General features: G+C 69.7%; 25 protein-coding genes. 11 read left to right on the forward strand and 14 right to left on the reverse strand.

What is annotated here, in order from left to right; all coding sequences use genetic code 11:
* Positions 1 to 73: 73 nt before the first annotated feature.
* The 3 genes from AC5DRG_RS10375 to AC5DRG_RS10385 form a co-directional block, all read right to left on the reverse strand.
* Positions 74 to 1,045 (reverse strand): aldo/keto reductase, encoded by a 972-nt coding sequence (locus AC5DRG_RS10375; RefSeq protein ID WP_491809707.1) that lies wholly within the window; start codon positions 1,043 to 1,045, stop codon positions 74 to 76.
* A 160-nt stretch (positions 1,046 to 1,205) separates the two neighbouring features.
* The gene (argH, locus tag AC5DRG_RS10380) at positions 1,206 to 2,639 is read right to left on the reverse strand and encodes an argininosuccinate lyase (RefSeq protein ID WP_491809708.1); all 1,434 of its coding nucleotides are present in this window, start codon (positions 2,637 to 2,639) and stop codon (positions 1,206 to 1,208) included.
* 120 nt (positions 2,640 to 2,759) lie between these two features.
* The gene (locus AC5DRG_RS10385) at positions 2,760 to 3,953 is read right to left on the reverse strand and encodes an argininosuccinate synthase (protein WP_491809709.1); all 1,194 of its coding nucleotides are present in this window, start codon (positions 3,951 to 3,953) and stop codon (positions 2,760 to 2,762) included.
* 174 nt (positions 3,954 to 4,127) lie between these two features.
* Here AC5DRG_RS10385 and AC5DRG_RS10390 point away from each other — a divergent pair, with 174 nt between their 5' ends.
* The 7 genes from AC5DRG_RS10390 (at position 4,128) to AC5DRG_RS10420 (ending at position 11,828) form a co-directional block, all read left to right on the forward strand.
* Positions 4,128 to 4,964 (forward strand): hypothetical protein, encoded by an 837-nt coding sequence (locus AC5DRG_RS10390; protein ID WP_491809710.1) that lies wholly within the window; start codon positions 4,128 to 4,130, stop codon positions 4,962 to 4,964.
* Between the two features lie 123 nt (positions 4,965 to 5,087).
* Positions 5,088 to 5,699, forward strand: a complete 612-nt coding sequence (locus AC5DRG_RS10395) for a pyridoxamine 5'-phosphate oxidase family protein (protein ID WP_491809711.1) — start codon at positions 5,088 to 5,090, stop codon at positions 5,697 to 5,699.
* A gap of 153 nt (positions 5,700 to 5,852) precedes the next feature.
* On the forward strand, positions 5,853 to 7,550 hold the full coding sequence (locus AC5DRG_RS10400) for a peroxidase family protein (protein WP_491809712.1): 1,698 nt from the start codon (positions 5,853 to 5,855) through the stop codon (positions 7,548 to 7,550).
* Between the two features lie 101 nt (positions 7,551 to 7,651).
* Positions 7,652 to 8,356 carry a L,D-transpeptidase family protein gene (locus AC5DRG_RS10405; RefSeq protein ID WP_491813007.1) on the forward strand — a complete coding sequence of 235 codons (705 nt, stop codon included), beginning with the start codon at positions 7,652 to 7,654 and terminating at the stop codon, positions 8,354 to 8,356.
* A gap of 137 nt (positions 8,357 to 8,493) precedes the next feature.
* Complete coding sequence (locus AC5DRG_RS10410; RefSeq protein WP_491809713.1) at positions 8,494 to 9,876, forward strand: ferredoxin reductase family protein; 1,383 nt, start codon at positions 8,494 to 8,496, stop codon at positions 9,874 to 9,876.
* A gap of 58 nt (positions 9,877 to 9,934) precedes the next feature.
* Complete coding sequence (locus AC5DRG_RS10415) at positions 9,935 to 11,032, forward strand: FMN-binding protein (protein ID WP_491809714.1); 1,098 nt, start codon at positions 9,935 to 9,937, stop codon at positions 11,030 to 11,032.
* 55 nt (positions 11,033 to 11,087) lie between these two features.
* Positions 11,088 to 11,828, forward strand: a complete 741-nt coding sequence (locus tag AC5DRG_RS10420) for an FAD:protein FMN transferase (protein WP_491813008.1) — start codon at positions 11,088 to 11,090, stop codon at positions 11,826 to 11,828.
* 95 nt (positions 11,829 to 11,923) lie between these two features.
* On the opposite strand, the gene AC5DRG_RS10425 is transcribed toward AC5DRG_RS10420, so the two are convergent.
* From AC5DRG_RS10425 to AC5DRG_RS10450, 6 genes are all read right to left on the reverse strand, one after another.
* The gene (locus AC5DRG_RS10425; protein WP_491809715.1) at positions 11,924 to 12,463 is read right to left on the reverse strand and encodes an arginine repressor; all 540 of its coding nucleotides are present in this window, start codon (positions 12,461 to 12,463) and stop codon (positions 11,924 to 11,926) included.
* Between the two features lie 7 nt (positions 12,464 to 12,470).
* Positions 12,471 to 13,676 carry an acetylornithine transaminase gene (locus tag AC5DRG_RS10430; protein ID WP_491809716.1) on the reverse strand — a complete coding sequence of 402 codons (1,206 nt, stop codon included), beginning with the start codon at positions 13,674 to 13,676 and terminating at the stop codon, positions 12,471 to 12,473.
* On the reverse strand, positions 13,673 to 14,587 hold the full coding sequence (gene argB, locus AC5DRG_RS10435) for an acetylglutamate kinase (RefSeq protein WP_491809717.1): 915 nt from the start codon (positions 14,585 to 14,587) through the stop codon (positions 13,673 to 13,675). The genes AC5DRG_RS10430 and argB overlap by 4 nt, the downstream gene beginning before the upstream one ends.
* Entirely contained in the window at positions 14,584 to 15,735 is a 1,152-nt protein-coding gene (gene argJ / locus AC5DRG_RS10440) for a bifunctional glutamate N-acetyltransferase/amino-acid acetyltransferase ArgJ (RefSeq protein ID WP_491809718.1), read from the reverse strand. The genes argB and argJ overlap by 4 nt, the downstream gene beginning before the upstream one ends.
* Complete coding sequence (gene argC / locus AC5DRG_RS10445) at positions 15,732 to 16,760, reverse strand: N-acetyl-gamma-glutamyl-phosphate reductase (protein WP_491809719.1); 1,029 nt, start codon at positions 16,758 to 16,760, stop codon at positions 15,732 to 15,734. Before argC ends, argJ begins: the two co-directional genes overlap by 4 nt.
* Before the next feature lie 64 nt (positions 16,761 to 16,824).
* Positions 16,825 to 17,646, reverse strand: coding sequence for an SDR family oxidoreductase (locus AC5DRG_RS10450; RefSeq protein WP_491809720.1), 822 nt, complete (start codon positions 17,644 to 17,646; stop codon positions 16,825 to 16,827).
* 56 nt (positions 17,647 to 17,702) lie between these two features.
* Between AC5DRG_RS10450 and AC5DRG_RS10455 the strand changes: the two genes are divergently transcribed.
* Entirely contained in the window at positions 17,703 to 18,143 is a 441-nt protein-coding gene (locus AC5DRG_RS10455; protein WP_491809721.1) for a carboxymuconolactone decarboxylase family protein, read from the forward strand.
* Here the strand turns inward: AC5DRG_RS10455 and AC5DRG_RS10460 are convergent.
* Positions 18,130 to 20,607, reverse strand: a complete 2,478-nt coding sequence (locus AC5DRG_RS10460; protein WP_491809722.1) for an alpha-L-arabinofuranosidase family protein — start codon at positions 20,605 to 20,607, stop codon at positions 18,130 to 18,132. The two genes, AC5DRG_RS10455 and AC5DRG_RS10460, sit on opposite strands and share 14 nt — an antisense overlap.
* A 130-nt stretch (positions 20,608 to 20,737) precedes the next feature.
* Here AC5DRG_RS10460 and AC5DRG_RS10465 point away from each other — a divergent pair, with 130 nt between their 5' ends.
* Complete coding sequence (locus AC5DRG_RS10465) at positions 20,738 to 21,193, forward strand: DUF6314 family protein (RefSeq protein WP_491809723.1); 456 nt, start codon at positions 20,738 to 20,740, stop codon at positions 21,191 to 21,193.
* Here the strand turns inward: AC5DRG_RS10465 and AC5DRG_RS10470 are convergent.
* The 3 genes from AC5DRG_RS10470 to AC5DRG_RS10480 are packed head-to-tail and all read right to left on the reverse strand — an operon-like array spanning position 21,175 to position 23,892.
* A complete protein-coding gene (locus AC5DRG_RS10470) occupies positions 21,175 to 21,768 on the reverse strand; it encodes a histidine phosphatase family protein (protein WP_491809724.1) in 594 nt (197 codons plus the stop codon). The two genes, AC5DRG_RS10465 and AC5DRG_RS10470, sit on opposite strands and share 19 nt — an antisense overlap.
* Positions 21,769 to 21,821: 53 nt before the next feature.
* The gene (locus tag AC5DRG_RS10475) at positions 21,822 to 22,262 is read right to left on the reverse strand and encodes a GNAT family N-acetyltransferase (protein ID WP_491809725.1); all 441 of its coding nucleotides are present in this window, start codon (positions 22,260 to 22,262) and stop codon (positions 21,822 to 21,824) included.
* A 58-nt stretch (positions 22,263 to 22,320) separates the two neighbouring features.
* The gene (locus AC5DRG_RS10480) at positions 22,321 to 23,892 is read right to left on the reverse strand and encodes an aminotransferase-like domain-containing protein (RefSeq protein ID WP_491809726.1); all 1,572 of its coding nucleotides are present in this window, start codon (positions 23,890 to 23,892) and stop codon (positions 22,321 to 22,323) included.
* Between AC5DRG_RS10480 and AC5DRG_RS10485 the strand changes: the two genes are divergently transcribed.
* Complete coding sequence (locus AC5DRG_RS10485; protein WP_491813009.1) at positions 23,789 to 24,682, forward strand: DMT family transporter; 894 nt, start codon at positions 23,789 to 23,791, stop codon at positions 24,680 to 24,682. The two genes, AC5DRG_RS10480 and AC5DRG_RS10485, sit on opposite strands and share 104 nt — an antisense overlap.
* Before the next feature lie 92 nt (positions 24,683 to 24,774).
* A complete protein-coding gene (locus AC5DRG_RS10490) occupies positions 24,775 to 24,969 on the forward strand; it encodes a DUF1918 domain-containing protein (RefSeq protein WP_491809727.1) in 195 nt (64 codons plus the stop codon).
* 37 nt (positions 24,970 to 25,006) lie between these two features.
* Here AC5DRG_RS10490 and AC5DRG_RS10495 read toward each other — a convergent pair whose 3' ends face one another.
* A complete protein-coding gene (locus AC5DRG_RS10495; protein ID WP_491809728.1) occupies positions 25,007 to 26,245 on the reverse strand; it encodes a glycoside hydrolase family 10-like protein in 1,239 nt (412 codons plus the stop codon).
* Between the last annotated feature and the right edge of the window lie 62 nt (positions 26,246 to 26,307).

The following is a 26,307-nucleotide window of genomic DNA, read 5'->3' on the forward strand; positions in this document are numbered from 1 at the left end:
GCATAGCCCACGTGAGACATATTTGTCTCACTGTGGGCACGCGCGTCTCACGGAGGCAGACCCTCTACGGGCCTCAGTGCCAGGGCAGCTGCCCGCGTCGCTCCCAGTACGCGTCCGGCTCCTCCACCAGCGCCGCCAGCCGGGACAGCTGGTCCTCGTCGAGGTCGACGACCGCGGCGTGCAGGTTGGAGGCGAGCTGGTTGACGGTCGCGGCACCGGAGAGGACGACACCGGCCCACGGCTGACGCAGGACCAGGGCGAGGGCTACGGCGTCACAGCCGAGAGACGTCTGAGCGGCTACGGCCTTCAGCGCGTCCGGCGCGTGCGGTTCGGCCAGCCGCCCGTTGGCCATGCCCTCCTTGACGATCACCGTGAGTCCGGCGTCGTGGGCCTCCGCCAGCGCGGGCCCTGCCGAGGTCTCCAGCGCGTTGTACGTGGACTGGACCGTACGGAAGAGGGGCTCGCCGTCGACCGTCACGGCGAGGGCGGCGCGGATCGCGTCGGCCTGTGCGGGGCCGCTGGTGGAGAAGCCGACGGTGAGGCCCTCCGCTGCGGCCTCGGCCAGCTTGGCGTGGAGTTCCTTGTCGGTGAGGGCCGGGCTGTCCGGGGTCACCGAGTGGATCTGGTAGAGGTCGAGCCGGTCGCCGAGCAGGTCGGCCGTTTCGGCGCGCTGACGGTCGTATGTCTGGACGCTGTGGTCCTTGACCTCGTGCGTTTCGGCGTCCGCCGTCCAGCCAGCCGTGTAGGTGTAGCCCCACTTACTGCCTACGACGATGTCGTCGATGTCGGGGCGGGCGTTCAACCAGTCGGCGAGGAACTCCTCGGAGCGGCCGTAGGAGCGGGCCGCGTCGAAGTAGCGGACACCCTGGAAGTAGGCGGCGTCGAGGAGCTCGTGGGTTCGGGCCCGGAGGGCCTCGACGCTGCGGTTCTCTCCGAGGTCCTGGTCTCGGCCGAGGTTGATGTAGCCGGGGCGGGCGACTGCGGCGAGGCCCAGTCCGATGTGGCAGGTGGGGGTTGTTGCTGTGGCCAGTCGGGCGAAGGGCATCGCGGGCTCCGTAGGGTCGGCTCCGTTACGGCTTCCGACCAAACTAACCCGCGATGACCTTCAGCTTCCGCCTCAGAGCTCGGTTCGTGCGGTGCGTTGGCGAGTGCGGCTTCGTCGTGGCTTGTCGCGCAGTTCCCCGCGCCCCTGAAGGGGCGCTCCCCTACCGCTTCTCTTTTGCCGTCGCCCATTCGTGCTGAGCCGCCACGTCCGTCTTCACCTCTGCCAGCTGAATTGCTACCGCGCTCGGTGCCGTGCCGCCCCGGCCGTTACGCGAAGCCAGGGCGCCCGGGACGTTCAGGACGGACCGCACCTCCGGCGTCAGGTGGGCGCTGATCTTCGCGAACTGGTCGTCCGTCAGGTCGCCCAGTTCCTTGCCCTCGGCCTCCGCGGCCTTCACGCACTCGCCGGCGACCTCGTGGGCGACGCGGAACGGGACGCCCTGCTTGACCAGCCACTCGGCGATGTCGGTGGCGAGGGAGAAGCCGGCCGGGGCCAGTTCCTCCATGCGCTCGCGGTGGACGGTGAGAGTGGCCATCATGCCGGTGAAGGCGGGGAGGAGGACTTCCAGCTGGTCGCAGGAGTCGAAGACCGGCTCCTTGTCCTCCTGGAGGTCGCGGTTGTACGCCAGCGGGAGGGCCTTCAGCGTCGCCATCAGGCCCGTCAGGTTGCCGATCAGGCGGCCGCTCTTGCCGCGGGCCAGCTCCGCGATGTCCGGGTTCTTCTTCTGCGGCATGATCGACGAGCCCGTCGAGAAGGCGTCGTGGAGGGTGACGAAGGAGAACTCCTTCGTGTTCCAGATGATGACCTCCTCCGCGATCCGGGAGAGGTTCACGCCGATCATCGCGGTGATGAAGGCGAACTCCGCGACGAAGTCACGGGAGGCCGTGCCGTCGATGGAGTTGGCGACGCTGCCGTGCTCGAAGCCGAGGTCCTTCGCCACCGACTCCGGGTCCAGGCCGAGGGAGGAACCCGCCAGGGCTCCCGAGCCGTACGGCGACACGGCCGTCCGCTCGTCCCACTGGCGCAGGCGCTCGGCGTCCCGGGACAGGGACTGGACGTGCGCGAGGACATGGTGGGCAAAGAGCACCGGCTGGGCGTGCTGGAGGTGGGTGCGGCCGGGCATCGCCACGTCCGGGTGGGCCTCCGCAAGGCCGACCAGCGCGTCCTGGAGGTCGGCGATCAGACCGCCGATCGTACGGGCGTGGTCGCGCAGGTACATGCGGAAGAGGGTGGCGACCTGGTCGTTGCGGGAGCGGCCCGCGCGCAGCTTGCCTCCGAGATCGGCGCCGAGGCGCTCCAGGAGGCCGCGCTCCAGGGCGGTGTGGACGTCCTCGTCGGCAACCGTGCCGACGAAGTCTCCCGATGCCACGTCCGCTTCGAGCTGGTCGAGGCCGGCCAGCATGCGGGTCAGCTCGTCGTCCGAGAGGAGGTTCGCCTTGTGCAGCACGCGCGCGTGGGCACGCGAACCGGCGATGTCGTAGGGCGCGAGCCGCCAGTCGAAGTGGACGGACGCGGACAGCTTGGCCAGGGCCTCGGCGGGACCGTCGGCGAAACGGGCGCCCCAGAGCCGTACGTCACCGCTGTTGCTGCTCACTTGCGTTACTCCTAGAGAGATACGGATGTGCCGCCGCCTCCCCACTCGGACGCGAGGGAGGAGGCGGCATTCACGCTACTGCTTGCGCGCGGGCGCTACTGCCTACGCGAGGTCCCGTGCTTACGCGAGGTCCCGCTTGGCCGCGATCTTCGACGACAGGCTGTAGATGTCGATGAAGCCCTTGGCCGCGGCCTGGTCGAACGTGTCGCCCGTGTCGTAGGTCGCGAGGTTGAAGTCGTAGAGCGAGGTGTCGGAGCGCCGGCCGGTGACGACCGCGCGGCCGCCGTGCAGGGTCATCCGGATGTCGCCGTTGACGTGCTGGTTGGCCTCGTCGATGAAGCCCTCCAGGGCGCGCTTGAGCGGGGAGAACCACTGGCCGTCGTAGACCAGTTCGCCCCAGCGCTGCTCGACCTGCCGCTTGTAGCGGGCGAGTTCGCGCTCGACCGTGACGTTCTCCAGCTCCTGGTGGGCGGTGATCAGCGCGATCGCGCCCGGGGCCTCGTACACCTCACGGGACTTGATGCCCACGAGCCGGTCCTCGACCATGTCGATCCGGCCGATGCCCTGGGCGCCGGCGCGCGCGTTGAGCTCCTGGATGGCCTGGAGGACGGTGACTGGCCTGCCGTCGATGGCGACCGGGACGCCCTCCTTGAAGGAGACGATCACCTCGTCGGCCTCGCGCTGCGTCGCCGGGTTCTGCGTGTACTCGTAGATGTCCTCGATCGGCGCGTTCCAGATGTCCTCCAGGAAGCCCGTCTCGACGGCGCGTCCGAAGACGTTCTGGTCGATGGAGTACGGGGACTTCTTGGTGGTCGCGATCGGGAGGTTCTTCTCCTCGCAGAACGCGATGGCCTTGTCACGGGTCATCGCGTAGTCACGGACCGGGGCGATGCACTTGAGGTCCGGGGCGAGGGCGACGATGCCGGCCTCGAAGCGGACCTGGTCGTTGCCCTTGCCGGTGCAGCCGTGGGCGACCGTGGTGGCGCCGTGCTTCTGGGCGGCGGCGACGAGGTGCTTGACGATCGTCGGCCGGGAGAGCGCGGAGACCAGCGGGTAGCGGTCCATGTAGAGGGCGTTGGCCTTGATCGCCGGGAGGCAGTACTCCTCGGCGAACTCGTCCTTGGCGTCCGCGACCTCGGCCTCGACGGCACCGCACGCGAGCGCGCGCTTGCGGATGACGTCCAGGTCCTCGCCGCCCTGGCCGACGTCGACCGCAACGGCGATGACCTCGGCGCCCGTCTCCTCGGCGATCCAGCCGATGGCGACGGAGGTGTCCAGACCGCCTGAGTAGGCGAGTACGACGCGCTCGGTCACGGGTTTCTCCTCACACTGCACTTGCTGACATGCATGAGTATGCATTGCCCTGCATGATTCGTCAATCTCGGGAGTGCTTGAACGGCAACAACCGCTTTCCCGTACCTCTCGCCGGACGCAGGCGCCGCGTCTGTAAACAACGAAGTCACCCCCCGACCCGAGTGAGGCATCCGTATGTCCAGGGCCCTTCCGAAGTACAACCAGAGACGCGTGGCGATCATCGGCGGCGCCGCCGCGGTGGCGTTGACCGGCGCCGTGATCACCGGCTCCGCCCTCGCCGGGGAGACGTCCAAGAGCGGCACCAGCGCCCGGACCCTGGCCAGCCCCGGCACGATCACCTGCCCGGACGTCGCGTCGCGGCTGCCCGCGATCCCCGCCACCGCGAAGGCCGAGGTCGACCGCAACCTCGCCCTGCTCAACACCCAGATCGCCGAGGCCAACAAGCGACTGGTCGACACCCAGGGCCAGGGCGGCGCCAACTTCGTGCAGAACGCCATCCTCGGCCCGCTCAAGGACAAGCGGGTGGCCACGGTGAACCGCATCGCGACGGCGATCGGACGCACGGCGGCCCGACCGGCCGGTCTTGAGGCGCTGGCGCCGTGCACGCTGAACGCGGGCGGTGCGGCGAGCACGCCGGCCGCGAGCGCCACGGCTACGGCCACGCAGCAGGCCGGGGGCAACACCGGGAACACCGGCAACACGGGCGCGGTCAACGCCGCCGGCACCATCACCTGCCCCGACGTCGCCTCCAAGCTGCCCGCGATCCCCGCCACCGCGAAGGCCGAGGTGGACCGCAACCTCGCCCTGCTCAACACCCAGATCGCCGAGGCCAACAAGCGACTGGTCGACACCCAGGGCCAGGGCGGCGCCAACTTCGTGCAGAACGCCATCCTCGGCCCCCTCAAGGACAAGCGGACCTCGACCATCGACCGCATCGCCATCTCCATCGGCCGTACCGCGGCCAAACCCACCGGGCTGGACTCTCTGGCCGCCTGCACGCTCACCAAGTGACGTGACAGGCAGCCGTGGCCGCCCCGATTCAGCGCCGGCCGGGGCGGCCGCGGTGGCGATGGCCGACAGCGGGACCCGTAATTACTTAGACAGACGAAAGACTCTCGCCTATGATCGTTAGACATGGGAAAGACTTATGAGCGCATAGACGGCAGACTCCGTACGTTCATCGAGAGCCAGCCCATCTTCTTCACCGCGTCCGCACCCCTGTCCGGCGACGGCACGATCAACCTCTCCCCCAAGGGGGTCAGCGGGTCGTTCGCGGTCCTCGACGAACACACCGTGGCCTACCTCGACTTCGCCGGGTCCAACGCGGAGACCGTCGCCCATCTGCGCGAGAACGGCCGGATCACCCTGATGTGGTGCGCCTTCCAGGGCCCGCCGAACATCGTCCGGGTGCACGGTCACGGCGAGCCGGTCTTCCGTGACGACCGGCGCTTCCCGGAACTTCTCGCCCACTTCCCCGACATCGACCCGACCCCGCACGGGCTGCGCGCGATCATCGTCGTGACGGCCGAACTCGTCCGTGACACCTGTGGGTACGCGGTGCCCTTCATGACGTACGACGAGGACCGCGATCTGCACGGCAAGCGGTTCGCTCGTGAGGACGACGCCTCGCTGAGCGCGTACTTCACCAAGAAGGATCACATCGCCACCAGCATGGACGGCCTCCCGGGGCTGCCGCTGCCGCTTCCTCCCACACCGGCGCCCCACTCGCCGGCCCCGGCTTCCTGACCGTGCATGACGGTGCGCACTGATGACCGATTTACCAGCGTTTGATCGATGTACACCAAGGCGCGATCATTGAGAGCCTTTGTTGGAATTCTCCCTTCCGTCGCGCCTGTCCCCTAGCGTGTGCCCAACGGGCAAGAACACACAGGGGGATCCATGCTTCGACCAACCCGCGAACCACAGAGCAAACGCCATGTCCGCTCGTCGTTCTTAGTCGCCGGTGAGGGGATCCTCGCCGACTCCGGCGAGGACGGGAGCCCCGCGGAGCCGCAGACGCCGTCGGCCGTCGCGCAGGTGCGCAAGTTCCAGTTCTCCAGGCTGGGCCCGAAGGCGAAGCCCGAGCAGCTGCTCGACCGGGCCGCCCGCGAGGAACTCGCCACGAACATGACCACCAACCCGCCCGGCGGCGGCCAGCCCGACTCCAACCCCGGAATCCCGGCGGGCTTCACCTACCTCGGCCAGTTCGTGGATCACGACCTGACCCTGGACGCAACGGCGGTACGCCTGGAGGACGAGATCACCGTCAAGGAGCTGCTGCAGGGCAGGTCCCCGGCGCTGGACCTCGACAGCCTCTACGGCCTGGGCCCGAACAACCGCTTCGACCGCCGCTTCTACCAGGACGACGGGATCCTGCTGAAGATCGGCCAGACCCAGGGCATCCCCAACGCCACCGACATCACCAAGGACGTCATCGACGGCTACGACCTGCCCAGGGTGGGCACCGGCTCGCTGCAGTCCGAGCGGCGTCGGCCGCTGATCCCGGATCCGCGCAACGACGAGAACCTGGCCGTCGCCCAGCTCCACTGCGCGTTCATCCGCTTCCACAACCGGGTCGCGACCGACCTCGCCAACAAAGGCGTGTCCAGCGCGGTGCTCTTCGAGTCGGCGCGCGAGACGGTGGTCAAGCACTACCAGTGGATGCTGGTGCACGACTTCCTGCCGCAGATCGTCGACCCGTCCGTCGTCACGGAGGTCTTCACCAAGGGGCGCAAGCACTTCGAGACCTCGCCGAAGGACGACGAGCGGCCGACGATGCCGATCGAGTTCTCCGTGGCGGCCTACCGTCTCGGTCACAGCATGGTGCGCGGCGCCTACGAGTGGAACAGGATCTTCCGGACCGGGAGTCCGCTTGGGCCCGGCACGCTCCCTCTGCTGTTCCGCTTCACCGGTACCAGCGGAATCCTTTCTCCGCCGCCGGCCGACGCCAATGACCCGGAGGCGGGCGCCTTCCTGCGCCTGCCCACCAACTGGATCGCCGACCTCCGTCGCCTGTTCGACTTCGCCAAGGGCGGTCGGCCCGACCTCGCCGTGACCACGGCGGAGTTCAACCTCGCCAAGCGCATCGACACCGTGCTGGTCAACCCGCTGGCCACACTGCCGCTCGGCTCCTTCGGCGGCCGCGGCGGCGGCGAGGTCAAGCCCGCGGAGTTGAACCTCGCGTTCCGCAACCTCACCCGGGCGAACATGATGAGCCTGGCCACGGGTCAGCAGATGGCCGAGAAGATGAAGATCAAGCCGCTGCTCGCCTCGGACTTCGACAACCGCGACAGCGCCCAGCTCTCCGACGCGCTCAAGAAGAAGCTGGTCAAGGCCTGCCCGCTGTGGTTCTACATCCTGCGCGAGGCGGAGGTGAACGGCGGCGGCAAGCTGACCGGCGTCGGCGGCCGCATCGTCGCCGAGGTGTTCCACCGGGCCATCGAGGGCAGCCGGTACTCCATCGTCCGCGACCCCTTCTGGCGCCCGTTCCTCAGCCCGGTCGAGGAGCGCAACGCCAAGGACGTGTTCGGGATGACCGACCTGCTGCTGTACGCCTTCGAGGGAAAGGCCGACAAGCTCAATCCGCTGGGTCCGTGAGCCCAGCCGGTACCGACGGCGGCGACGGCGTGGCAAAGGTGCGGGCGGCCGATTGGCCCAACCGCCCTGCCGTCGCCGCCGCCTCCGTCTACGGTCGCAGCATGCGCCGCCCGGGTCTCACCGTCGTCCTCGCCGCCACATCCGTCCTTCTGCTCGGCGCCGCGCCGAGCGACGCCGGTGCGCCACTGCCCGCGCGCATGGCCGACACCGGGGGCGGCACCCAGCTCATCACCGCCGTCGCCGCGCGGACGAAATCGACGTACGGCACGGTCACCTGGTGGCACCTGCACAACGGCCGGTGGGTGAAGGACGGTTCGGCGAAGGCCCGGTTCGGCGCGGGCGGGCTGGTGGAGGGCGCCTCCCGCAAGCAGGGCACGAACACCACGCCCACCGGGCTGTACGACCTGCCGTACGCCTTCGGGATCAAGACGGCGCCGGACGGGACCACGTACAAGTACCGCCCCGTGAAGCAGAGTTCGTGGTGGTGCCAGGACAACGACTCGAAGTCCTACAACCGTTGGGTCGATCCGCGCCCCGCGGACTGCCGGGCCGCGGAGTCGGAGCACCTGGTCTCGTATCAGACGCAGTACGCCCATGCGCTCGTCATCGGCTTCAACTACCAACGGCCGGTGCGCGGGCGCGGCGCCGGCATCTTCCTCCATGTCAACGGACGTGGTGCCACGGCGGGTTGTGTGTCCGTGCCGGCGGACACGATGCGACAGATCCTCACCTGGGCCGATCCCCGCAGCGCGCCGCACATGGCGATCGGCACGGCGGACGGACGTACGGCGATCACCCGCTACTGAGCCGGACCCGACCCGCCGGTTACCGCCAGTCACTCGGGTCCGCACCCGACTCGGCAGGACTCTGAACGCACAGCCGCCGTGGCACGTACATCAGGGCCAAGGGACCAAGCCCCCCTTGCCCCGTCCACGGAGGAACCGTGACCACCACGCTCGCAGGCGGCCGCGCCGCCCGCCGCCAGACGATGCGCCGCATCCGTCCGCGCCGCTCCCCGGCGACCCTGCTGCTGCTCGCCGTGTGGGCGGGTGCGGCGGGTGTGCTGTGGCTGTGGTGGCACAACACACCGTCCATCGCCGACAACAACGGCAAGATCCTCAACGCGGGCCGGATCACCGGTCTGCTCGCGGGCTATCTGATGGCGCTCGTCGTGCTCCAGATGGCCCGGGTGCCCGCCCTGGAACGCCGGGTGGGATCCGACCGGGTCGCCCGCTGGCACGCGATGAGCGGCCGCTACACGCTCTGTCTGGTCATCGCCCACGTCTTCCTCACCATGTGGGGCTATGCCGCGCAGGCCGGCAAGGGGCTCGGCGACATCGTCCAGCAGACGATCGACTCCATCAACCAGCTGCCGGACATGGGCAAGGCCGCCATCGGCACCGGCCTGCTGTTCCTCATCGGGCTGGTCTCCATCGGCGGGATCCGTCGCCGGATGCCGTACGACACCTGGTACCACGTGCATCTGATGACGTACGCGGCGGTGTTCCTGACGTTCTGGCACCAGCTCACCACCGGCAACGACTTCGTCGTCGAGCCGACCGCCAAGACCGCCTGGTACGGGCTGTACGGGACGGTCACCGCGCTGGTGATCTGGTACCGCGTCATCACGCCGGTCCGGCTCAACCTGCGCCACCGGATGCGGGTCGAGGCCGTGATCGAGGAGACGCCCGGCATCGTGTCCGTGCTGATCGGCGGGCGCAAGCTGCACCGGATGGGCGCGGAGGCCGGGCAGTTCTTCCGCTGGCGGTTCCTGGCGCCGGGCATGCGGTTCAGCTCGCACCCGTACTCGCTGTCGGCGGCGCCCCGCCCCGACATGCTGCGGATCACCGTGAAGGCGATCGGCGACCACAGCACCCGGCTGCGTGAGCTGACGCCGGGCACGCGCGTGTGGGCCGAGGGACCGTACGGCGCGCTGACGGCCTCCCGGCGCAGCCGCGGCAAGGTGCTGCTGGTCGCCGGCGGCGTCGGCATCACCCCGATGCGGGCGCTGTTCGAGACGCTGCCCGGCGCGTCCGGCGACATCACCCTCCTCTATCGGGCCAACAGCACCCAGGACCTGGCCCTGTGGGACGAGCTGGCCACCATCGCCGACGAGCGCGGCGCCCGGCTCATGTACGCGGTCAACAGCCCGGACGGCGAACGCCCGGACATCTCCGCGGACTCCCTGCGCCGCAAGCTCCCGGACATCGACCACCACGACGTCTTCATGTGCGGGCCGCCCGGCTTCGCGCAGTCGGTCTACGAAGCACTGCGCGGCGCGGGAGTTCCCGCCCGCCGTATCCATCACGAGTCGTTCGAGATGTGAGCGACGGGAATCCACCGTCTTCGGATCTGGATCTACGGGAATCAGGAGCTCAGGAGCGATGAGGAAGAGCCACCCCCTTCGGCGTGTCGTGCTCGCCACCGCCGCGACCGTGTCAGGGATCGTGCTGCTGCTGTCGCTGAAACCGGCCTCGGACGCCACTTCCTCCCAGGAGGCGTCCGGCTCGGGCGCGGCGGCGCAGGAGGCGGCCCAGGGCGGGTCCGGGGCGGTCGTGTCGGGGACCATGACCGGCGACGCGGTCAAGACGCAGTACGGCAACGTCCAGGTCCGCATCACCGTCGTCAACAACAAGATCACCAAGGCGGAGGCCGTCCAGGCCCCCGAGGGCGGGACCAGCACCCAGAAGACCGAGCTGGCCATCCCGAAGCTCAACGCGGATGTGGTGGCCAAGCAGAGCCCGGACATCGACACGGTCTCCGGAGCGACGTACACCAGCGAGGGCTACATAAAGTCCCTGCAGTCCGCGATCGACAAGGCGAACGCGAGCGCGGGCACGGGCGGCAACCAGGACGCCGGCAGCGCGCTGGCCTCCGGCACCTTCACCGGTGACGCGGCCAAGACGCAGTACGGGAACGTCCAGGTCCGCATCACCGTCGCCGACGGCAAGATCACCAAGTCGGAAGCGGTCCAGGCGCCCGAGGGCGCGACCAGCGACCAGAAGACCGAGCTCTCGGTGCCGAAGCTCAACGCCTCGGCGGTCGCCAAGCAGAGCGCGGACGTCGACACGGTCTCCGGCGCGACCTACACGAGTGCGGGCTACAAGAAGTCGCTCCAGTCGGCACTGGACAAGGCCAAGGCGGGTGCCGATTCCGCCGGGAACGCCGGCGACTCCGGGACCGGGTCGGAGTCCGGCGCCGCCGCCGAGGCCGCCACACTCACCGGCAGCACCGTGCAGACCGAGTACGGCCCCGTCCAGGTCCGGATCACCGTCAGCGGCGGCAAGATCACCAAGGCCGAGGCGGTCCAGGCGCCCAGCGGCGGCCAGAGCACCCAGAAGACCGAGCTGGCCGTCCCCAAGCTCAACCAGGAAGCGGTGGCGGCCGGAAGCGCGGACATCGACTCGGTGTCCGGCGCGACCTACACCAGCGAGGGCTACAAAGAGTCGCTCCAGTCGGCACTGGACCAGGCCGGTGGCTGAGGCCGTGACCGAATCCGCGGAGGCTCCCGCCGCGGTGCGTCATGTTGAGGAGGTCATGGGGACCGTCTTCTCCTTCGACGTCCGCGGCGGGGAACCCGAGGCGGTCCGGGCGGCGTTGGACGAGGCCGTCGCCGGACTGCACCGGGTGGACGAGGTGTTCAGTACGTTCCGCGACGACAGCCAGATATCCCGGCTGGCCCGTGGGGAGTTGAGCGTCGAGGAGTGCGATGCCGAGGTCGCCGAGGTCCTCGACCTGGGCGCGGAGGCGGCACGGACCAGCGAGGGCTGGTTCAGCACGTCGTACGAGGGCCGCCTCGACCCGACCGGCATCGTCAAAGGCTGGTCGGTGGAGCGAGCGGCCCGCCGCATGGCAGCGGCCCCCGGCGTGACCGGAGTCAGCGTCAACGGCGGCGGAGACGTCCAACTCTTCGGCACCCCCGGCCCACACCGCCCCTGGCGCGTGGGCGTGGCGGACCCACTCCGCCCCGGCGGCCTGGCGGCCGTGGTCTCAGCGGCCGGCACGGACAAGCTGGCCGTGGCCACCTCCGGCACAGCCGAACGAGGCGCCCACATAGTCGACCCCCGAACCGGCCGCTCGGCGGTCACGGACCTGGTCGCTGTAACGGTGGTGGCCCCCAGCCTGACCTGGGCGGACTGCTGGGCAACGGCAGCGTTCGCAATGGGTTCGAGGCAGGGTTTGCGCTGGCTGGAGTCGCTACCGGACGTGGAGGCGCTGCTGATCACGGCGGGCGACGAGGTGAGGTGTACGGGGGGCTTGGCCCAGCGACTCGGGTAGCTGGTGTGCTTTTAGGGGCGCGGGGCTGTATCGATTTGCGGCTCCGCCGCGTGGGCGCGACCAGCCACAGACCACCCGCGCCCAAAACTCAACCCTCAATGGTTGTTCTGAGCCAACCTCAACAAGTGATCCGCCAAAGCCTGACCCCCATCAGGCGCCCGGCTGATCAACAGCAACGTGTCGTCTCCCGCAATCGTCCCCAAAATGTCATGCAGCTCAGCCTGATCAATGGCCGAGGCCAAAAACTGCGCAGCCCCCGGAGGGGTCCGCAGGACCACAAGATTCGCCGAAGCCTCCGCGGAGATCAGCAACTCGGCAGACAGCCGCCGCATCCGCTCTTCCTTGGCCGACTCCCCCAGCGGAGCCCGAGGCGTACGGAAGCCCCCCTCACTGGGCACCGCATAGATGAGCTCACCGTCGGTGTTCCGGATCTTCACCGCGTTCAACTCATCGAGGTCCCGGGACAGCGTCGCCTGCGTGACAGTCAACCCGTCGTCGGCGAGAAGCTTCGCCAACTGGCTCTGCGACCGCACCGGTTGCCGGTTGAGAATGTCCACGATCCGCCGGTGGCGTGCGGTGCGGGTCTGCGGCACGGCAGGCCCCGCCGACTGCTCATGGTCCTGCGCCTGGGTCATCGTCGTCTCATTCTCCGGATCCGTCCCCGTTGGCCACGTCCAGGATGCCGGGCAGCGCCCGGAGCAACGCCTCCACCTCGTCGTCGCCGAGGTTCAGCGGAGGCATCAGCCGTACGACATCGGGGGCGGGCGCGTTCACCAGGAAACCGGCGTCCTGAGCCGCCTGCTGCGCCTGGGGCGCGAGAGGCTCGGTGAGCACGATACCCAGCAGGAGGCCCGCGCCCCGGACATGGCCGATCATCGGGTGGCCCAGTGACTCGATTCCGTCACGCAGCTTCTCGCTCTGCCGCTTCACGTTCTCCAGGAGTCCCTCGGCCTGGATGGTCTCCAGAACGGCGAGTCCGGCAGCGCAGGCGATCGGGTTGCCGCCGAAGGTCGTGCCGTGGTGCCCGGGCTGGAGCAGTTCGGCGGCCCGTCCGAAGGCAACGGTGGCGCCGAGCGGCAGCCCGCCGCCGAGGCCCTTCGCGAGTGTGACGACGTCCGGTAGGACGCCCTCGTGGGCCATGTACTCGAACCAGTGCCCGGTACGGCCGATTCCGGTCTGCACCTCGTCGAGGACGAGCAGACTGCCGGTCGCAGCGGTGATCGCGCGGGCCGCCTTCAGATAGCCGGCGGGCGGGACCACGACCCCGTTCTCGCCCTGGATGGGCTCGATGATGACGAGGGCCGTGTCCTCGGTGACCGCGGCGGCCAGCGCCTGGGCGTCACCGTACGGGACATGTGTGACGTCACCGGGGAGCGGCAGGAACGGCTCCTGCTTTCCGGGCTGGCCGGTCAGCGCGAGGGCGCCCATGGTGCGGCCGTGGAAGCCGCCCTGGGTGGCGACCATGTGACCCCGACCGGTCAGCCGGCCGATCTTGAAGGCGCCCTCGTTGGCCTCGGCGCCGGAGTTGCAGAAGTACACCTTGCCGTCGCGGCCGAAGAGTTCGAGGAGCCGTTCGGCGAGCGCGACGGGCGGCTCGGCGACGAAGAGGTTGGAGACATGACCGAGGGAGGCGATCTGCCTGCTGACGGCCTCGACGATCGCGGGGTGTGCGTGCCCGAGCGCGTTCACGGCGATACCGCCGACGAAATCGACGTATTCCTTGCCGTCGGCGTCCCACAGCTTGGCGCCCGCGCCGCGGACGAGGGGCAGCCGCGGGGTGCCGTAGTTGTTCATGAGCGCGCCCTGCCACCGCTGGGTGAGCTCTGCGTTGGTCGCGGTGCCGGTCATTCCCCGTCCCCCTCTTCCTCGTCGGGCACGACCATCGTGCCGATGCCCTCGTCCGTGAAAATCTCCAGCAGGATCGAGTGCTGGACCCGGCCGTCGATGACGCGGGCGTTGGTGACGCCGTTGCGTACGGCGTGCAGACAGCCCTGCATCTTCGGCACCATGCCGGACGACAACTCCGGCAGCAGCTTCTCCAGTTGGGCGGCGGTGAGGCGGCTGATCACCTCGTCGCTGTTCGGCCAGTCCTCGTAGAGGCCCTCGACGTCCGTGAGGACCATGAGGGTTTCGGCGCCCAGTGCCGCAGCGAGTGCCGCAGCCGCCGTATCAGCATTGACGTTGTAGACATGGTGGTCGTCCTGGCTACGGGCGATCGACGAGACGACCGGGATGCGGCCGTCGGCGAGCAGTGCCTCGATCGCGCCCGTGTCGATCGCGGTGATCTCGCCCACCCGCCCGATGTCGACCAACTCGCCGTCGATCTCGGGCAGATGCTTGGTTGCGGTGATGGTGTGCGCGTCCTCGCCCGTCAACCCCACGGCGAGCGGGCCGTGTTGGTTGAGCAGTCCGACCAGTTCACGCTGGACCTGTCCGGCCAGCACCATGCGTACGACGTCCATCGCGTCCTCGGTGGTGACCCTGAGGCCCGCCTTGAACTCGCTGACGATGCCGGCCTGGTCGAGGGCGGCGCTGATCTGCGGGCCGCCGCCGTGCACGACGACGGGCTTGAGGCCGGCATGGTGCAGGAACACGACGTCCTGCGCGAACGCGGCCTTCAGGTCCTCGTCGATCATGGCGTTGCCGCCGAACTTGATGACGACGGTCTTGCCCTGGTGCCGGGTCAGCCAGGGCAGCGCCTCGATGAGGATCTGAGCCTTGGGCAGGGCGGTGTGCTTCCGCGCGGGTGTGTTGCTCATGAGGAGTACGCGCTGTTCTCGTGGACGTAGTCGGCGGTGAGGTCGTTGGTCCAGATGGTGGCGGTCTCGGAGCCGGCGGCGAGATCGGCGACGATGTGCACCTCGCGGTAGCGCATGTCGACCTTCTCGCGGTCCTCGCCGACGCCGCCGTTCTTGCACACCCAGACGCCGTTGATGGCGACGTTGAGCCGGTCGGGCTCGAAGGCCGCCTGCGTTGTACCGATCGCGGACAACACCCGCCCCCAGTTGGGGTCTTCACCGTGGATCGCGCACTTGAGGAGGTTGTTGCGGGCGATGGAGCGGCCCACCTCGACGGCGTCGTCCTCGGTCGCGGCGTTGATCACCTCGATCTTGATGTCCTTGCTGGCACCCTCGGCGTCCCGGATGAGCTGCTGCCCGAGGTCGTCGCAGACGGCGCGTACGGCCTCGGCGAACTCCGCGTAGTCCGGGGCGACTTGAGAGGCACCGGAGGCGAGGAGCAGCACGGTGTCGTTGGTGGACATGCAGCCGTCGGAGTCGACGCGGTCGAAGGTCGTACGGGTGGCGGCCCGAAGTGCCTTGTCCAGTACGTCACTCGGGAGGTCCACGTCGGTGGTGAGGACGACAAGCATGGTGGCGAGGCCGGGGGCGAGCATGCCGGCGCCCTTGGCCATGCCGCCTACGGTCCAGCCGTCCTTGGTGACTACGGACGTCTTGTGGACGGTGTCGGTGGTCTTGATGGCGATGGCGGCCTTCTCGCCGCCGTGCTCGGAGAGTTGACCGGCCGCGGTCTCAACTCCCTTGAGCAGCGGGTCCATCGGGAGCAGGACGCCGATGAGGCCGGTGGAGGCGACGGCGACCTCGGCGGCGTTCAGCCCGAGCGTGTCGGCGACCTTCTCGGCGGTGGCGTGCGTGTCCTGGAAGCCCTTCGGACCCGTACAGGCGTTGGCGCCACCGGAGTTGAGGACGACGGCGGAGACCTGGCCGCCCTTCAGCACCTGCTCGGACCAGAGCACCGGCGCGGCCTTGACGCGGTTGGAGGTGAAGACGCCCGCGGCGGCGAGGCGGGGCCCGTTGTTGACCACGAGGGCCAGGTCCGGGTTGCCGTTCGCCTTGATCCCGGCGGCGATACCGGCCGCCGTGAATCCCTTTGCTGCCGTGACACTCACGGTGCGACTCCGATCGTGGAAAGCCCGGTGGCCTCGTCGAGCCCGAGGGCGATGTTCATGCTCTGGACGGCACCGCCGGCGGTGCCCTTGGTCAGGTTGTCGATGGCGCTGATCGCGATGATGCGGCCCGCTGCCTCGTCGTACGCGACCTGCACCTGAACGGCGTTGGAACCGTAGACGGACGCGGTGGCGGGCCACTGCCCCTCGGGGAGCAGGTGGACGAAGGGCTCGTCGGCGAAGGCCTTCTCGTAGGCGGCGCGGACGGACTCGCCGGTGACGCCGTCGCGCGCCTTCGCGGTGCAGGTGGCGAGGATGCCGCGGGGCATGGGGGCGAGGGTCGGTGTGAAGGAGACGGAGACGGGCTCGCCTGCCACCCCGCCGAGGTTCTGGATGATCTCGGGCGTGTGCCGGTGGCCGCCGCCGACGCCGTACGGGGACATCGACCCCATGACCTCGCTGCCCAGCAGATGCGGCTTGGCCGCCTTGCCCGCGCCGGAGGTGCCGGACGCGGCGACGATCACGGCCTCGTTCTCGGCGAGGCCCGCCGCGTACGCCGGGAAGAGCGCCAGCGAGACGGCCGTGGGGTAGCAACCGGGCACCGCGATGCGCTTGGACCCCTCCAGCGCGGCGCGGGCACCCGGCAGTTCGGGGAGGCCGTAGGGCCAGGTCCCGGCGTGCGGGGAGCCGTAGAACTTCTCCCAGTCACCGGCGTCCTTCAGCCGGAAGTCGGCGCCCATGTCGACGACGAGGACGTCCGGGCCGAGCTGCTCGGCGACGGCGGCGGACTGCCCGTGCGGGAGGGCGAGGAAGACGACATCATGACCGGAGAGCACCTCGGCGGTGGTCTCCTCAAGCACGCGGTCCGCCAACGGCAGCAGATGCGGCTGCAGCGCGCCGAGCCGCTGCCCGGCGTTGGAGTTGCCGGTCAGGGCGCCGATCTCGACCTCGGGGTGCACCAGAAGCAGACGCAGCAGCTCCCCACCCGCATACCCACTCGCTCCGGCCACTGCCGCACGTACCACCATGGAACCCTCCTCCTGATGGCATGACTATACGTTTCCCTGCACTTTTATGCAACGCGCATCAGTGTCAGCGACGCAGGAAGTCGCGGGCACCCCGCAGATTCGTACGCAGCGCGCGTTGCGTCCGTGTGCTGTCCAGGCGAACGTCCAGCGCCCCCGGGGTGCCGATGTCGCCACGGCGGCCGGCGGTCAGCGTCGAGGCGTCCACTCCATCGCGGTCGGCGATCAGCACACCGAGCTCATGACGGCTGACCGCATCCGCTCCCGCGAGGTGGCACACGCCTGCGTGATCGGAGGCGGCCAGCTCAAGAACGGCCCGGGCGAGGTCGGCGACATGAACGGGGCACCGGACGACATCGGTGAACAGCACACCGCTCCGTCGCCCCGCGGCCAGATCGTGGACGAATGCCTCGTGCACGGAGCCACCGTCGCCGATGATCAGCGAGGTGCGAGCGATGACGGCGGCCGGGGCGAACAGACGGATCGCCGTTTCGGCCGCGGCCTTCGCAGCGCCGTACGGGGTGATCGGATCCGGCGCGGCGGATTCGTCGTAACGGACGTCGGCGCCGGAGAAGACGGCGTCGCTGGACACATGCACCAGCCGGGACCCATACCGAGCGACGGCCATCGCCAGCCAGATCGCCCCGTCGGCCGTGACGGCCCAGTCCGCCTTGCGATACGCCGCATTGATCACAACGTCCGGCCGAACCTCCCTGAGCACCGGCGCGATCTCCTCGCCGCGACACAGGTCCATGGGCAGCCAGCGGGCCCCGGGGATGTCGGCGGCACGGCTCGCGAAGGTCGCCGTCACGGCGTGCCCGGCCGCCCATGCCTGCCGAGCCAGCTCGCGGCCCAGGTATCCGCTGCCACCCACGATCAGGATGTTCATGATGATCCCCAAGCCTCCTTGACCTGGAGCGCACTCCAACTCGTAGCGTCACCGACATGACTGACAACAGGACCTCCCGCCAGGAACGCTTCGCCCACGGTCTCGACGTCCTCAGGCGGGTCGACGGCGAGGCCGGGCAGCGCGTCGTCGATTCCCTCGCCGACATCAACCCCGAGCTCGGCCACCAGGTCGTCGCCTGGGCCTTCGGGGAGATCTACGACCGGCCCGGACTCGCCCCGCGTGACCGCCAGTTGGTGACGCTGGGCATGCTCACCGCGCTCGGCGGCTGCGAGGCGCAGCTCGACGTGCATGTCAACGCGGCCCTGAACGTAGGGCTCACCCCCGAGGAGATCGTCGAGGCCCTGACGCACTCGGCGGTGTACTGCGGCATGCCGAAGGCACTCAACGCGACCCTCGCCGCGAAGAAGGTCTTCGCCGAGCGTGGCCTGCTGCCGCTGGGACAGCAGGCCACATCGGAACCGGCTACCTCTGCTTGATCCTCAGGAACGTGATGGAGTTCGCCGGGAAGGTGTAGGTGAACTCGTCGGCGACCCCCTCGAACGTGGACTTCACCGGAGCGACCGGCGTCTCGGTCTCCGTGTTCGTCGCGTTCGGGTCGGCCGTCAGCGTGGTCACCCGGGCCTTGGACGCGACCTTCGCGCCGCCGAGGTCGATCGCCGTACGGGCCGCCGCCGACTGGGCGTTGACCACCTTGACGATCAGGTCACCGGTCTTCTTGTCCTTGGTGACGACCTGACGGAACGGCTCGGCCGGCTTGTCGTCGGTGAAGCTGCCCCACTCCTCGCCGTCGAGGTAGAGAGTGACCTGACGGCCCCTCACCTTGACGTCGATGTCGTAGGTGCGGCCCGTCTCGATCGTCCCGGCCTTGGAGATCAGCGTCGACTTTCCGCCGTCCACGGCCTGTTCGACCGCGCTGGTGGTGTTGTTCCAGCCGCCCAGGTTCCACCAGTAGTAGTTGCCGGTGTCCTTGACGCCGAAGGCGACGAGGAAGCCTTCCTTCCCGGACTTCTTGGTCGCCTTCACCGACAGGTCGTAGTCGTGCCAGGAGGTGTCGCCGGCCGAGACCATGGTGTTCTCGGCGGCCACGTCGGTCTGCACGTACTGCCCGTCCTGAAGGCTCCAACTGCCGCCACCCGTATGGGTCCACTGGGAGTCGTCACCGCTGAAGTCGTCGCTGAGCAGCGTCGCCCCGTCGGCGCTCGTCACCTTCACATCGTCGTACGCCGCCGTCGTCGCCCAGGTCGACAGGCCCACGGCACCGGAGATCGGGCCGGTCACCGAGGGCGTGGTCGTCGCGGTGGAGGGGACGACGCGGTCGCCGACGTTGGTCATGAACAGCTTCTGGACCTCGTAGTTGGCCGAGTTCCAGGAGGCGTGGTTGTTGAACCACACCAGGTCCGGGCTCCACTGGACATAGTCCTCGTTGGCGAACAGCGGGGCGTAGGAGGCCAGTTCGACGACGTCCGCGTTGCGCTCCAGGCCGGTCATGAAGGCCGCTTCCGCCAGGCCGTTCTTGAAGGCGTTGCCCCAGGAGGCGTACTCGCCGAGGAAGACCTTCGGGCCGCTGCGGTCGTAGGAGTCGTAGCGGTCGTTGTTCTGGAGGAACCACTGCGGGCTGTTGTAGTAGTGCTCGTCGACCATGTCGACGTCCGCGTCCCTGTTGAGCTGCCAGGCCGTGTCGAAGGTCGAACCGGCGTCGTCAGGACCGGAGTTGGAGATCACCGTCATGTACGGGTACGCGGCCTCGATGGCGGCGCGGAACTGCGTGAAGCGGGCGAAGAACTCGGTGGGCAGGTTCTCCTCGTTGCCGACCTCGATGTGGGTGAGGTGGAAGGGCTTGGAGTGGCCCATCTGAGCGCGCTTCTTGCCCCACTCGCTCGTGACCGGGCCGTTGGCGAACTCGATCAGATCGAGGGTGTCCTGGATGTGCCGCTTGAGCAGCGCGTCGTCGTCCACGGCCTTGTTCTGGCCGCAGCCGGTCACCAGCGCCGGTACGACGGGCAGCGCCATCGCGCCGATGTCCTCGGCGAAGCGGAAGTACTCGTAGTAGCCGAGGCCGTAACTCTGGTTGTAGCCCCAGAAGTTGGCGTTGGTGGCGCGTTCCTCGACCGGGCCGATCGTGTCCTTCCACTGGTAGGAGCGCTTCCGCTCCCAGCCCGAGGCCTCGCTGTAGTCCTGCATCGACCCGGTGTTGACGAGGCAGCCGCCGGGGAAGCGGACGAAGCCCGGGTTCAGGGCGGCGATCTTCTCGGCGAGGTCCTTGCGCAGGCCGTTCGGCTCGTCCTTGTAGGTGTCGCGCGGGAACAGCGACACCATGTCGAGCGCCGCCGCGTCGGAGGCGCCGACGGTGAGACGGCCTGCGGCACTGGCGCGGGTCGCCGTGAACGTCGCCTTGTACTGGGCCCAGCCGCCCCGCACGGCCACCTGGCGGGCGCTCGCCAGCGTGCCGTCGGCGTCCTGGAGGGTGACCGTGAGGGTGGTGCCGGCGTCGGCGCGGGTCCACACCGAGAAGTCGTACTTCTCGCCCTCCGCCACGGCGATGCCGGTGTTGTAGCCGGCGTTCGTGACGGACGAACCGGCGTCCAGGGAGAGGTAGTTGCGGTTGCCGGCGTTGAGGCGGCCGTCGTCGTTCACGACCTGGGCCGTGCCGCCGACCGTCCACGAGGTCAGCGGGGTGTACGACCTGTTGTCGGCGGTGGCGTACTCGAAGGAACGGTTCTGCACGAGCTCGGCGTACAGGCCGCCGTCGGCGGCGCGGTTGATGTCCTCGAAGAAGACGCCGTACATCGTGTCGTCGATCCTGGCGCCCTTGGCGGCCGGGTCGACGGTGATCGCGTAGTCGGTGACGTCCTCGGCGTGCGCGGGGATTACGGCTGTCGCCAGCAAGAAAGCGCTTGCCCCCAAGGCGAGTCTCAGACGGGTGCGGGTGGTGCGTGACATGGATACTCCGCGGCTCTTGAGTTGTTCGAAATATCAGACATGGGTCAGCACTTCGAACGGCAAGATAGGGAGGGGGCCCAGGAGCGTCAATGGGTCGCGCAGGAACGGATGGGACGGAGAGCTGGGCGGTATGGGCGAGTTCTGGCCAGTGTCGGACGCACTGACGTATCTGGCCGGGAGTTGGCGCGTGGAGCGGTCCGTGCGGGATCTGGCGAGCGGGGACGCGGGGCGGTTCACCGGGACCACCGTTTTCAGCCGCCTGCCGGAGGGCGGACTGTTGCACCACGAGTCCGGCACCTTCGTCTGGCAGGGCGTCCCCCGGCCCGCCGAGCGGACGCTGCGCTTCCTGCCGGGCGCCGAGCGCGGCACGGCCGACGTACGGTTCGCGGACGGCCGCCCCTTCCACGACCTGGACCTGAGCTCAGGGCACCATGTCGCCGACCACCCCTGCTCGGCCGACCTCTACCGCGGCGAGTTCACCGTCCGCGACGCGGACCACTGGCGGACCGTGTGGCGGGTGGGCGGCCCCGCCAAGGACCTCGTCCTGACGACGGACTACACGCGGGACTACGCGCGCGTGGACTGAGCGGACGCCCCCTCGAAGCGGAGGTTCCAGCGTCCCGCCCGGCCCGTGACGGTGGTCGTCGACAGTGGCCTGACGTCGATGTTCCAGTACGTCGAGGGCGGCGCCTTCAGCGTGTACACCAGGGCGGCCCGGATCACCGAGGGCTCGGCCACGGCGACGATCCTGCCGCCGTCCTCGAAGGGTCGGGTGTCGAGCCAGCCCCCGACCCGGGAGATGAAGCCGAGCAGCGACTCACCGCCGTACGGCGTGGCCCTCGGGTCGGCGAGCCAGGCGTCCACCGCCTCCGGTTCCCGGGCCATCGCCTCGCCGAGGGTCAGCCCCTGCCAGCGGCCCATGTCGCAGTCCCGCAGGGCGAGCTGCACGAGCGGGGCATAGCCGAGCGCGTCCCCGGTGGCGCGGCTGCGCGGCGTGGGCGAGCAGTAGCGCAGCTCTGCCGCCGCGAGCGGCACCAGCTCGTGGGCGACGCGCTGTACCTCGTCCCAGCCCGCCTGATCCAGCGGCCGGTCGTCCCCGAAGCGCTCCGCGAGCAGCGGGGAGCTGCGCGCGGCGGCGACGAATGTGACCCGAAATTGCATGCGGTGATCGTGAGGTGTGCAAAGTGCGCAGGTCAAGGGGTGTTGTCTATGAGTTATCCAGGGAGCTGGAGCAGCATCCACCGGTCGGGCCGCTCCAGCGGCTTGAAGCCGATCTTCTCGTAGACGCCGTGCGCGTCCGCCGTGGCGAGCAGGACGCGCCGCACCCCCAAGGGGGCGAGGTGGTCGTGCACCCCGCGCACCAACGCCGTGCCGACTCCCTTGCCGCGCACCGACCGGTCGACGTAGACGTCACACAGCCACGCGAACAGCCCCTCGTCGGTGACCACCCGCGCGTACGCCACCTGCTCCCCCGAGGTCGTGTCGTACACGCCGAAGCTGAGCGACTTCGCCAGCACCCGCTCGAACTTCTCGCGCGGCCGGTCGATCGCCCAGTACGCGTCGGTCGACAGCCAGCGGTGGACGCGGTCGACGTCGACACGGCCGGGGTCGGTGGAGAGCTCGTAGCCGTCGGGCAGGCGCTGTTCGTCACTCATGGCGGGAGGTTCACAGCTCGACGCTCGCCTTGTCGAACCGTTTTTGCGGGCCGGCCGGCTACCGGAGCACCTCGTCACAGGCCGTACGCAGCCTCCGTACCCCCTCCGCGATCTCCCCCGCCCCCGCGACCGCCGCGAAGCTCAACCGCACGTGGGCGGCGGGGGGTTCGGCGCTGAAGTACGGGCGGCCGGGGATGAGGGCAACGCCCGCGCGCAGGGCGCCCGAGACCAAGGCCGACTCGTCGATGCCGTCGGGGAGGCGGAGCCACAGGTGGTAGCCGCCGAACGGGATGTGCGGGAGGGCGAGTTCGGGCAGGCCGCTCGCCAGTGCCGTCGTCATCGCGTCCCGACGGTTCTTCAACTCCGTTGACACCACCCGCAGATGACGTGGCCAGGCGGGTGAGCCGACGAGTTCGAGGGCCGCCTCCTGGAGCGGCCGGGGGACGAAGAACGTGTCGACGACCTGGATGGCACGCAGACGTTCCAGGACCGGGCCGCGGGCGGCGAGCGCGCCCACCCGGAAGCTGGGCGAGGTCGCCTTGGTCAGTGAGCTGACGTGGACGACGACTCCGTCGGGGTCGTCGGCGGCCAGCGGACGCGGCAACGGACCGGCGTCCTCGTGCACCAGGCGTCGTACGAAGTCGTCCTCGATCACGAAGGCGCCGGCCGCCCGCGCGATCTCCAGCACCTCCGGGCGGCGCTCCGCCGAGAGCACCGCGCCGGTCGGATTCTGGAACAGCGGCTGGCATACGAACACCCGGGCGCCGCTCGCCCGGAACGCGTCCGCGAGCAGCGCGGGGCGTACGCCGTCCGCGTCCACCGGTACCGGCACGGGGCGCAGGCCCGCCGCGCAGGCGATCGCGAGCATGCCGGGGTAGGTCGGCGACTCGACGAGGACGGGTGCGCCGGGCGGGGCCAGCGCGCGCAGGGCGGTGGTCAGGGCGGACTGGCCGCCCGCCGTGATCAGCACCTCGGCGGTGGTCACGGCCCCGCCGATGCTCCGGGCGAACCACTCCCGTAGATCCGGGAGGCCCTCGATCGGCGGGCGTCCCCAGGCTCCGGGGCGGCGTCCTGCCCTCGCGAGCGCCGCCGCCATGGCCCGCTCGGGCTGCAGCGAGGAATGCAGATAGCCGCCGCTGAACTCGATCACGCCGGGCGGCGGGGCGGCCAGCGAGATGGTGACACCGGAGGCGTCGACCGTGCGCGGCACCAGTTCGGCGGCGTCCGCGCTGAGGGCGACCTCCTGCCACGAGGTGTCCCCGGCGGGTGCGGCGGCCGTACGCGGCTGGGCGCGGAACGCCCCGGCGCCGGGCCGGGTCACCACCAGCCCCTCGGCGGCCAACTGAGCGAGGGCACGCGAGACGGTCACCGGGCTCACCCGGAACCGTTCGACGAGCGCCCGACTCGACGGGAGCTTTCCACCCGGCGAGTAGCGGTCGAGCTCCCGCCGCAGCCGACTCGCCAGATCACCCACACTGCTACTCTCTTGCATGAGAGCACAGAGTAGCGCTACTACGCCGAACCGGATAGCGGTCACCACCCCGACCGCCCCTCCGCACGAGAGCCCGTCCTTCGGCACCCTCCAGGCCGCGCTCGGCGTGACCGCCTTCTCCCTCACGTTCCCCGCCACCGCCTGGGGCCTGGAGGGCTTCGGCCCCTGGTCGCTGGTCGCCGTGCGCAGCGTCCTCGCGGCGCTGATCGCGGGCGGCTGTCTGCTGGCGTTGCGCGTGCCGCTCCCCAGCCGTCGCCACTGGGCCGGCCTCGCGGTGGTCGCCGCCGGTGTCGTCGTCGGCTTCCCGCTGCTGACCACGCTCGCCCTGCAGACGTCGACCACCTCGCACGCCGCGGTCGTCGTCGGCCTGCTCCCGCTGACCACCGCGCTCTGCTCGGCCCTGCGCATGGGCACCCGGCCCTCGCGCACCTTCTGGGCGGCGGCCCTCGCCGGCGCTGCCGCCGTACTGGCCTTCACCGTGCAGCAGAGCGGCGGTGCCCTCACCACCGCCGACGTGTATCTCTTCGCCGCCCTGCTGGTGTGCGCGGCCGGCTACACCGAGGGCGGCCGACTGGCCCGGGTCATGCCCGGCTGGCAGGTCATCGGCTGGGCCCTGGTGCTGTGCCTCCCGCTCTCCCTGCCCGCCGCCGCGCTCGCCCTGTCGCAGGAGCCGGTCCAGCTCACCGCCCACAGCGTGACCGGACTGCTGTGGGTCGCCGCCGGCTCGCAGTTCCTCGGGCTGGTCGTCTGGTACCGGGGCATGGCGGCGATCGGCATCCCGAAGGCCAGCCAGTTGCAGTTGGCGCAGCCCCTGCTCACACTGGTGTGGTCGGTGCTGCTGCTGGGCGAGCACCTGACGGCTGCCGCTCCGCTGACGGCCGCGGCCGTGCTCGTCTGCATCGCCGTCACCCAGCGGGCGCGGGGCTGAGCGGGCCGTCCCGCCCACTCGCAACCAGCCCTCCGGGCCGTAAACTCAGGGCTACGGACGCTACTCCCGCACCTGGTGAGGAGGCCCCAAAGATGCACGCAACCGTGGGCGACCAGCTTGTCCAGCACGGCAGGGTGGTCGGCCAACACGACAAGGTCGCCGAGATCGTCGAAGTGATGGGCCAGCAGGGCACGCCCCCGTACCGCGTCCGGTTCGAGGACGGGCACGAGGCCATCTGCTCCCCCGGCCCCGATTCCGAAATCCGCCACAGGGACATCGCACACTGAGCTCACCCAGCTCGTTGAGCGCAATGAGCCCGCTGATTCAGCGCGGTGGCATCGCCGGCCGCCGGTAGTGGTCGGCGACCACCCGCGCCATCGCCCCGTTCGCGTCCTTCGCCAACTCCCGGGCGGCGAAGAAGACATGCCCCCGCGCCTCGGGGTGGTCCTTGGCGAGCGTGAGGTGCCGGGACAACTCGGCCGGGTCCTGCCAGGCCGCGGGCTGCGCCGGGTCACCCGCCTTGTACAGCGCCTCACCGACGTACAGCCGCGTCTTCGTACCCCGTGCCACCTCGGCCCACCAGGGCAGCACCTTGGCGTAGTCGGCGACGGTGAAGCCGATATTCCAGTAGATCTGCGGACAGATGTAGTCCACCGAGCTCTCCCGCACCCACTTCCGGGTGTCCGCGTACACGTCGTCGTACGTCTGCGTCGCCCGCGTGTCCGAACCGCGCGAGTCGGTCGACGCATTGCGCCACACCCCGAAGGGGCTGATCCCGAACTGGGTGGTGGGCCGGATCTGCTTGATGCGTACGGCCATCTCGCGCACTAGCCGGTTGACGTTGTCACGCCGCCAGGCGGCCCTCGTCGCGAAAGCCCCGCCGTACTTGTCGTAGGCCGCGGTGTCGTCGAAGGTCTGGCCGGCCACGGGATACGGGTAGAAGTAGTCGTCGAAGTGCACGGCGTCCACGGGGTACTTCTTCACCGCGTCCAGCATCGCGTCCTGCACGAAGGCGCGGACCTCGGGCAACCCCGGGTTGTAGAGCAGCTTTCCGGCATACGGCACCACCCAGTCCGGGTGTAGGCGGGCCGGGTGCGAGGCGACGAGCTTGGTCGGGTCGGCGTGGTTGGCGATGCGGTACGGGTTGAACCAGGCGTGCAGTTGCAGGCCGCGGGCGTGGGCCTCCTCGACGGCCGTGCCGAGCGGGTCCCAGCCCGGGGCCTTGCCCTGGGTGCCGGTGAGGTACTGCGACCAGGGCTCGTACGGAGAGGGCCACAGCGCGTCGGCGGTGGGCCGTACCTGGAAGATCACGGTGTTCAGGTTGAGGGCGACCGCCTTGTCGAGGTGGGCGATCAGCTCGGCGCGCTGCCGGGCCACGGACAGGCCCGCCGTCGAGGGCCAGTCGAGGTTCCCCACGGTCGCCAGCCACATGCCACGCATCTCGACCGCCGGACACGGGTGGCGCGAGCGACGCGGAGCGGCCACGGCACCCCCGCTGTCTCCCGCCACGGCAAGGGTCGACAGCGCCGCAATCGCGAACGCCCGACGTGACACTCGTCCCATCTGCACACCCCGAAACACGGCGGATCCGCCCGGCCGCGGATCGTTCGCGCCCAGGATGCCCG

The organism is Streptomyces sp. JLBG701, from assembly GCF_058544905.1.

Excerpts from the sequence above, each read along its gene's own strand:
- AC5DRG_RS10470 (WP_491809724.1), bottom strand. The coding sequence starts at position 21,768 with ATGCAATTTCGGGTCACATTCGTCGCCGCCGCGCGCAGCTCCCCGCTG.
- AC5DRG_RS10420 (WP_491813008.1), top strand. The coding sequence starts at position 11,088 with ATGGGGACCGTCTTCTCCTTCGACGTCCGCGGCGGGGAACCCGAGGCG.
- AC5DRG_RS10430 (WP_491809716.1), bottom strand. The coding sequence starts at position 13,676 with ATGACCGGCACCGCGACCAACGCAGAGCTCACCCAGCGGTGGCAGGGC.
- AC5DRG_RS10465 (WP_491809723.1), top strand. The coding sequence starts at position 20,738 with ATGGGCGAGTTCTGGCCAGTGTCGGACGCACTGACGTATCTGGCCGGG.
- AC5DRG_RS10425 (WP_491809715.1), bottom strand. The coding sequence starts at position 12,463 with ATGACCCAGGCGCAGGACCATGAGCAGTCGGCGGGGCCTGCCGTGCCG.
- AC5DRG_RS10490 (WP_491809727.1), top strand. The coding sequence starts at position 24,775 with ATGCACGCAACCGTGGGCGACCAGCTTGTCCAGCACGGCAGGGTGGTC.
- argB (WP_491809717.1), bottom strand. The coding sequence starts at position 14,587 with ATGAGCAACACACCCGCGCGGAAGCACACCGCCCTGCCCAAGGCTCAG.
- AC5DRG_RS10375 (WP_491809707.1), bottom strand. The coding sequence starts at position 1,045 with ATGCCCTTCGCCCGACTGGCCACAGCAACAACCCCCACCTGCCACATC.
- AC5DRG_RS10405 (WP_491813007.1), top strand. The coding sequence starts at position 7,652 with ATGCGCCGCCCGGGTCTCACCGTCGTCCTCGCCGCCACATCCGTCCTT.
- AC5DRG_RS10495 (WP_491809728.1), bottom strand. The coding sequence starts at position 26,245 with ATGGGACGAGTGTCACGTCGGGCGTTCGCGATTGCGGCGCTGTCGACC.
- argC (WP_491809719.1), bottom strand. The coding sequence starts at position 16,760 with ATGGTGGTACGTGCGGCAGTGGCCGGAGCGAGTGGGTATGCGGGTGGG.
- AC5DRG_RS10390 (WP_491809710.1), top strand. The coding sequence starts at position 4,128 with ATGTCCAGGGCCCTTCCGAAGTACAACCAGAGACGCGTGGCGATCATC.
- AC5DRG_RS10460 (WP_491809722.1), bottom strand. The coding sequence starts at position 20,607 with ATGTCACGCACCACCCGCACCCGTCTGAGACTCGCCTTGGGGGCAAGC.
- AC5DRG_RS10475 (WP_491809725.1), bottom strand. The coding sequence starts at position 22,262 with ATGAGTGACGAACAGCGCCTGCCCGACGGCTACGAGCTCTCCACCGAC.
- AC5DRG_RS10400 (WP_491809712.1), top strand. The coding sequence starts at position 5,853 with ATGCTTCGACCAACCCGCGAACCACAGAGCAAACGCCATGTCCGCTCG.
- AC5DRG_RS10450 (WP_491809720.1), bottom strand. The coding sequence starts at position 17,646 with ATGAACATCCTGATCGTGGGTGGCAGCGGATACCTGGGCCGCGAGCTG.
- AC5DRG_RS10395 (WP_491809711.1), top strand. The coding sequence starts at position 5,088 with ATGGGAAAGACTTATGAGCGCATAGACGGCAGACTCCGTACGTTCATC.
- AC5DRG_RS10455 (WP_491809721.1), top strand. The coding sequence starts at position 17,703 with ATGACTGACAACAGGACCTCCCGCCAGGAACGCTTCGCCCACGGTCTC.
- AC5DRG_RS10415 (WP_491809714.1), top strand. The coding sequence starts at position 9,935 with ATGAGGAAGAGCCACCCCCTTCGGCGTGTCGTGCTCGCCACCGCCGCG.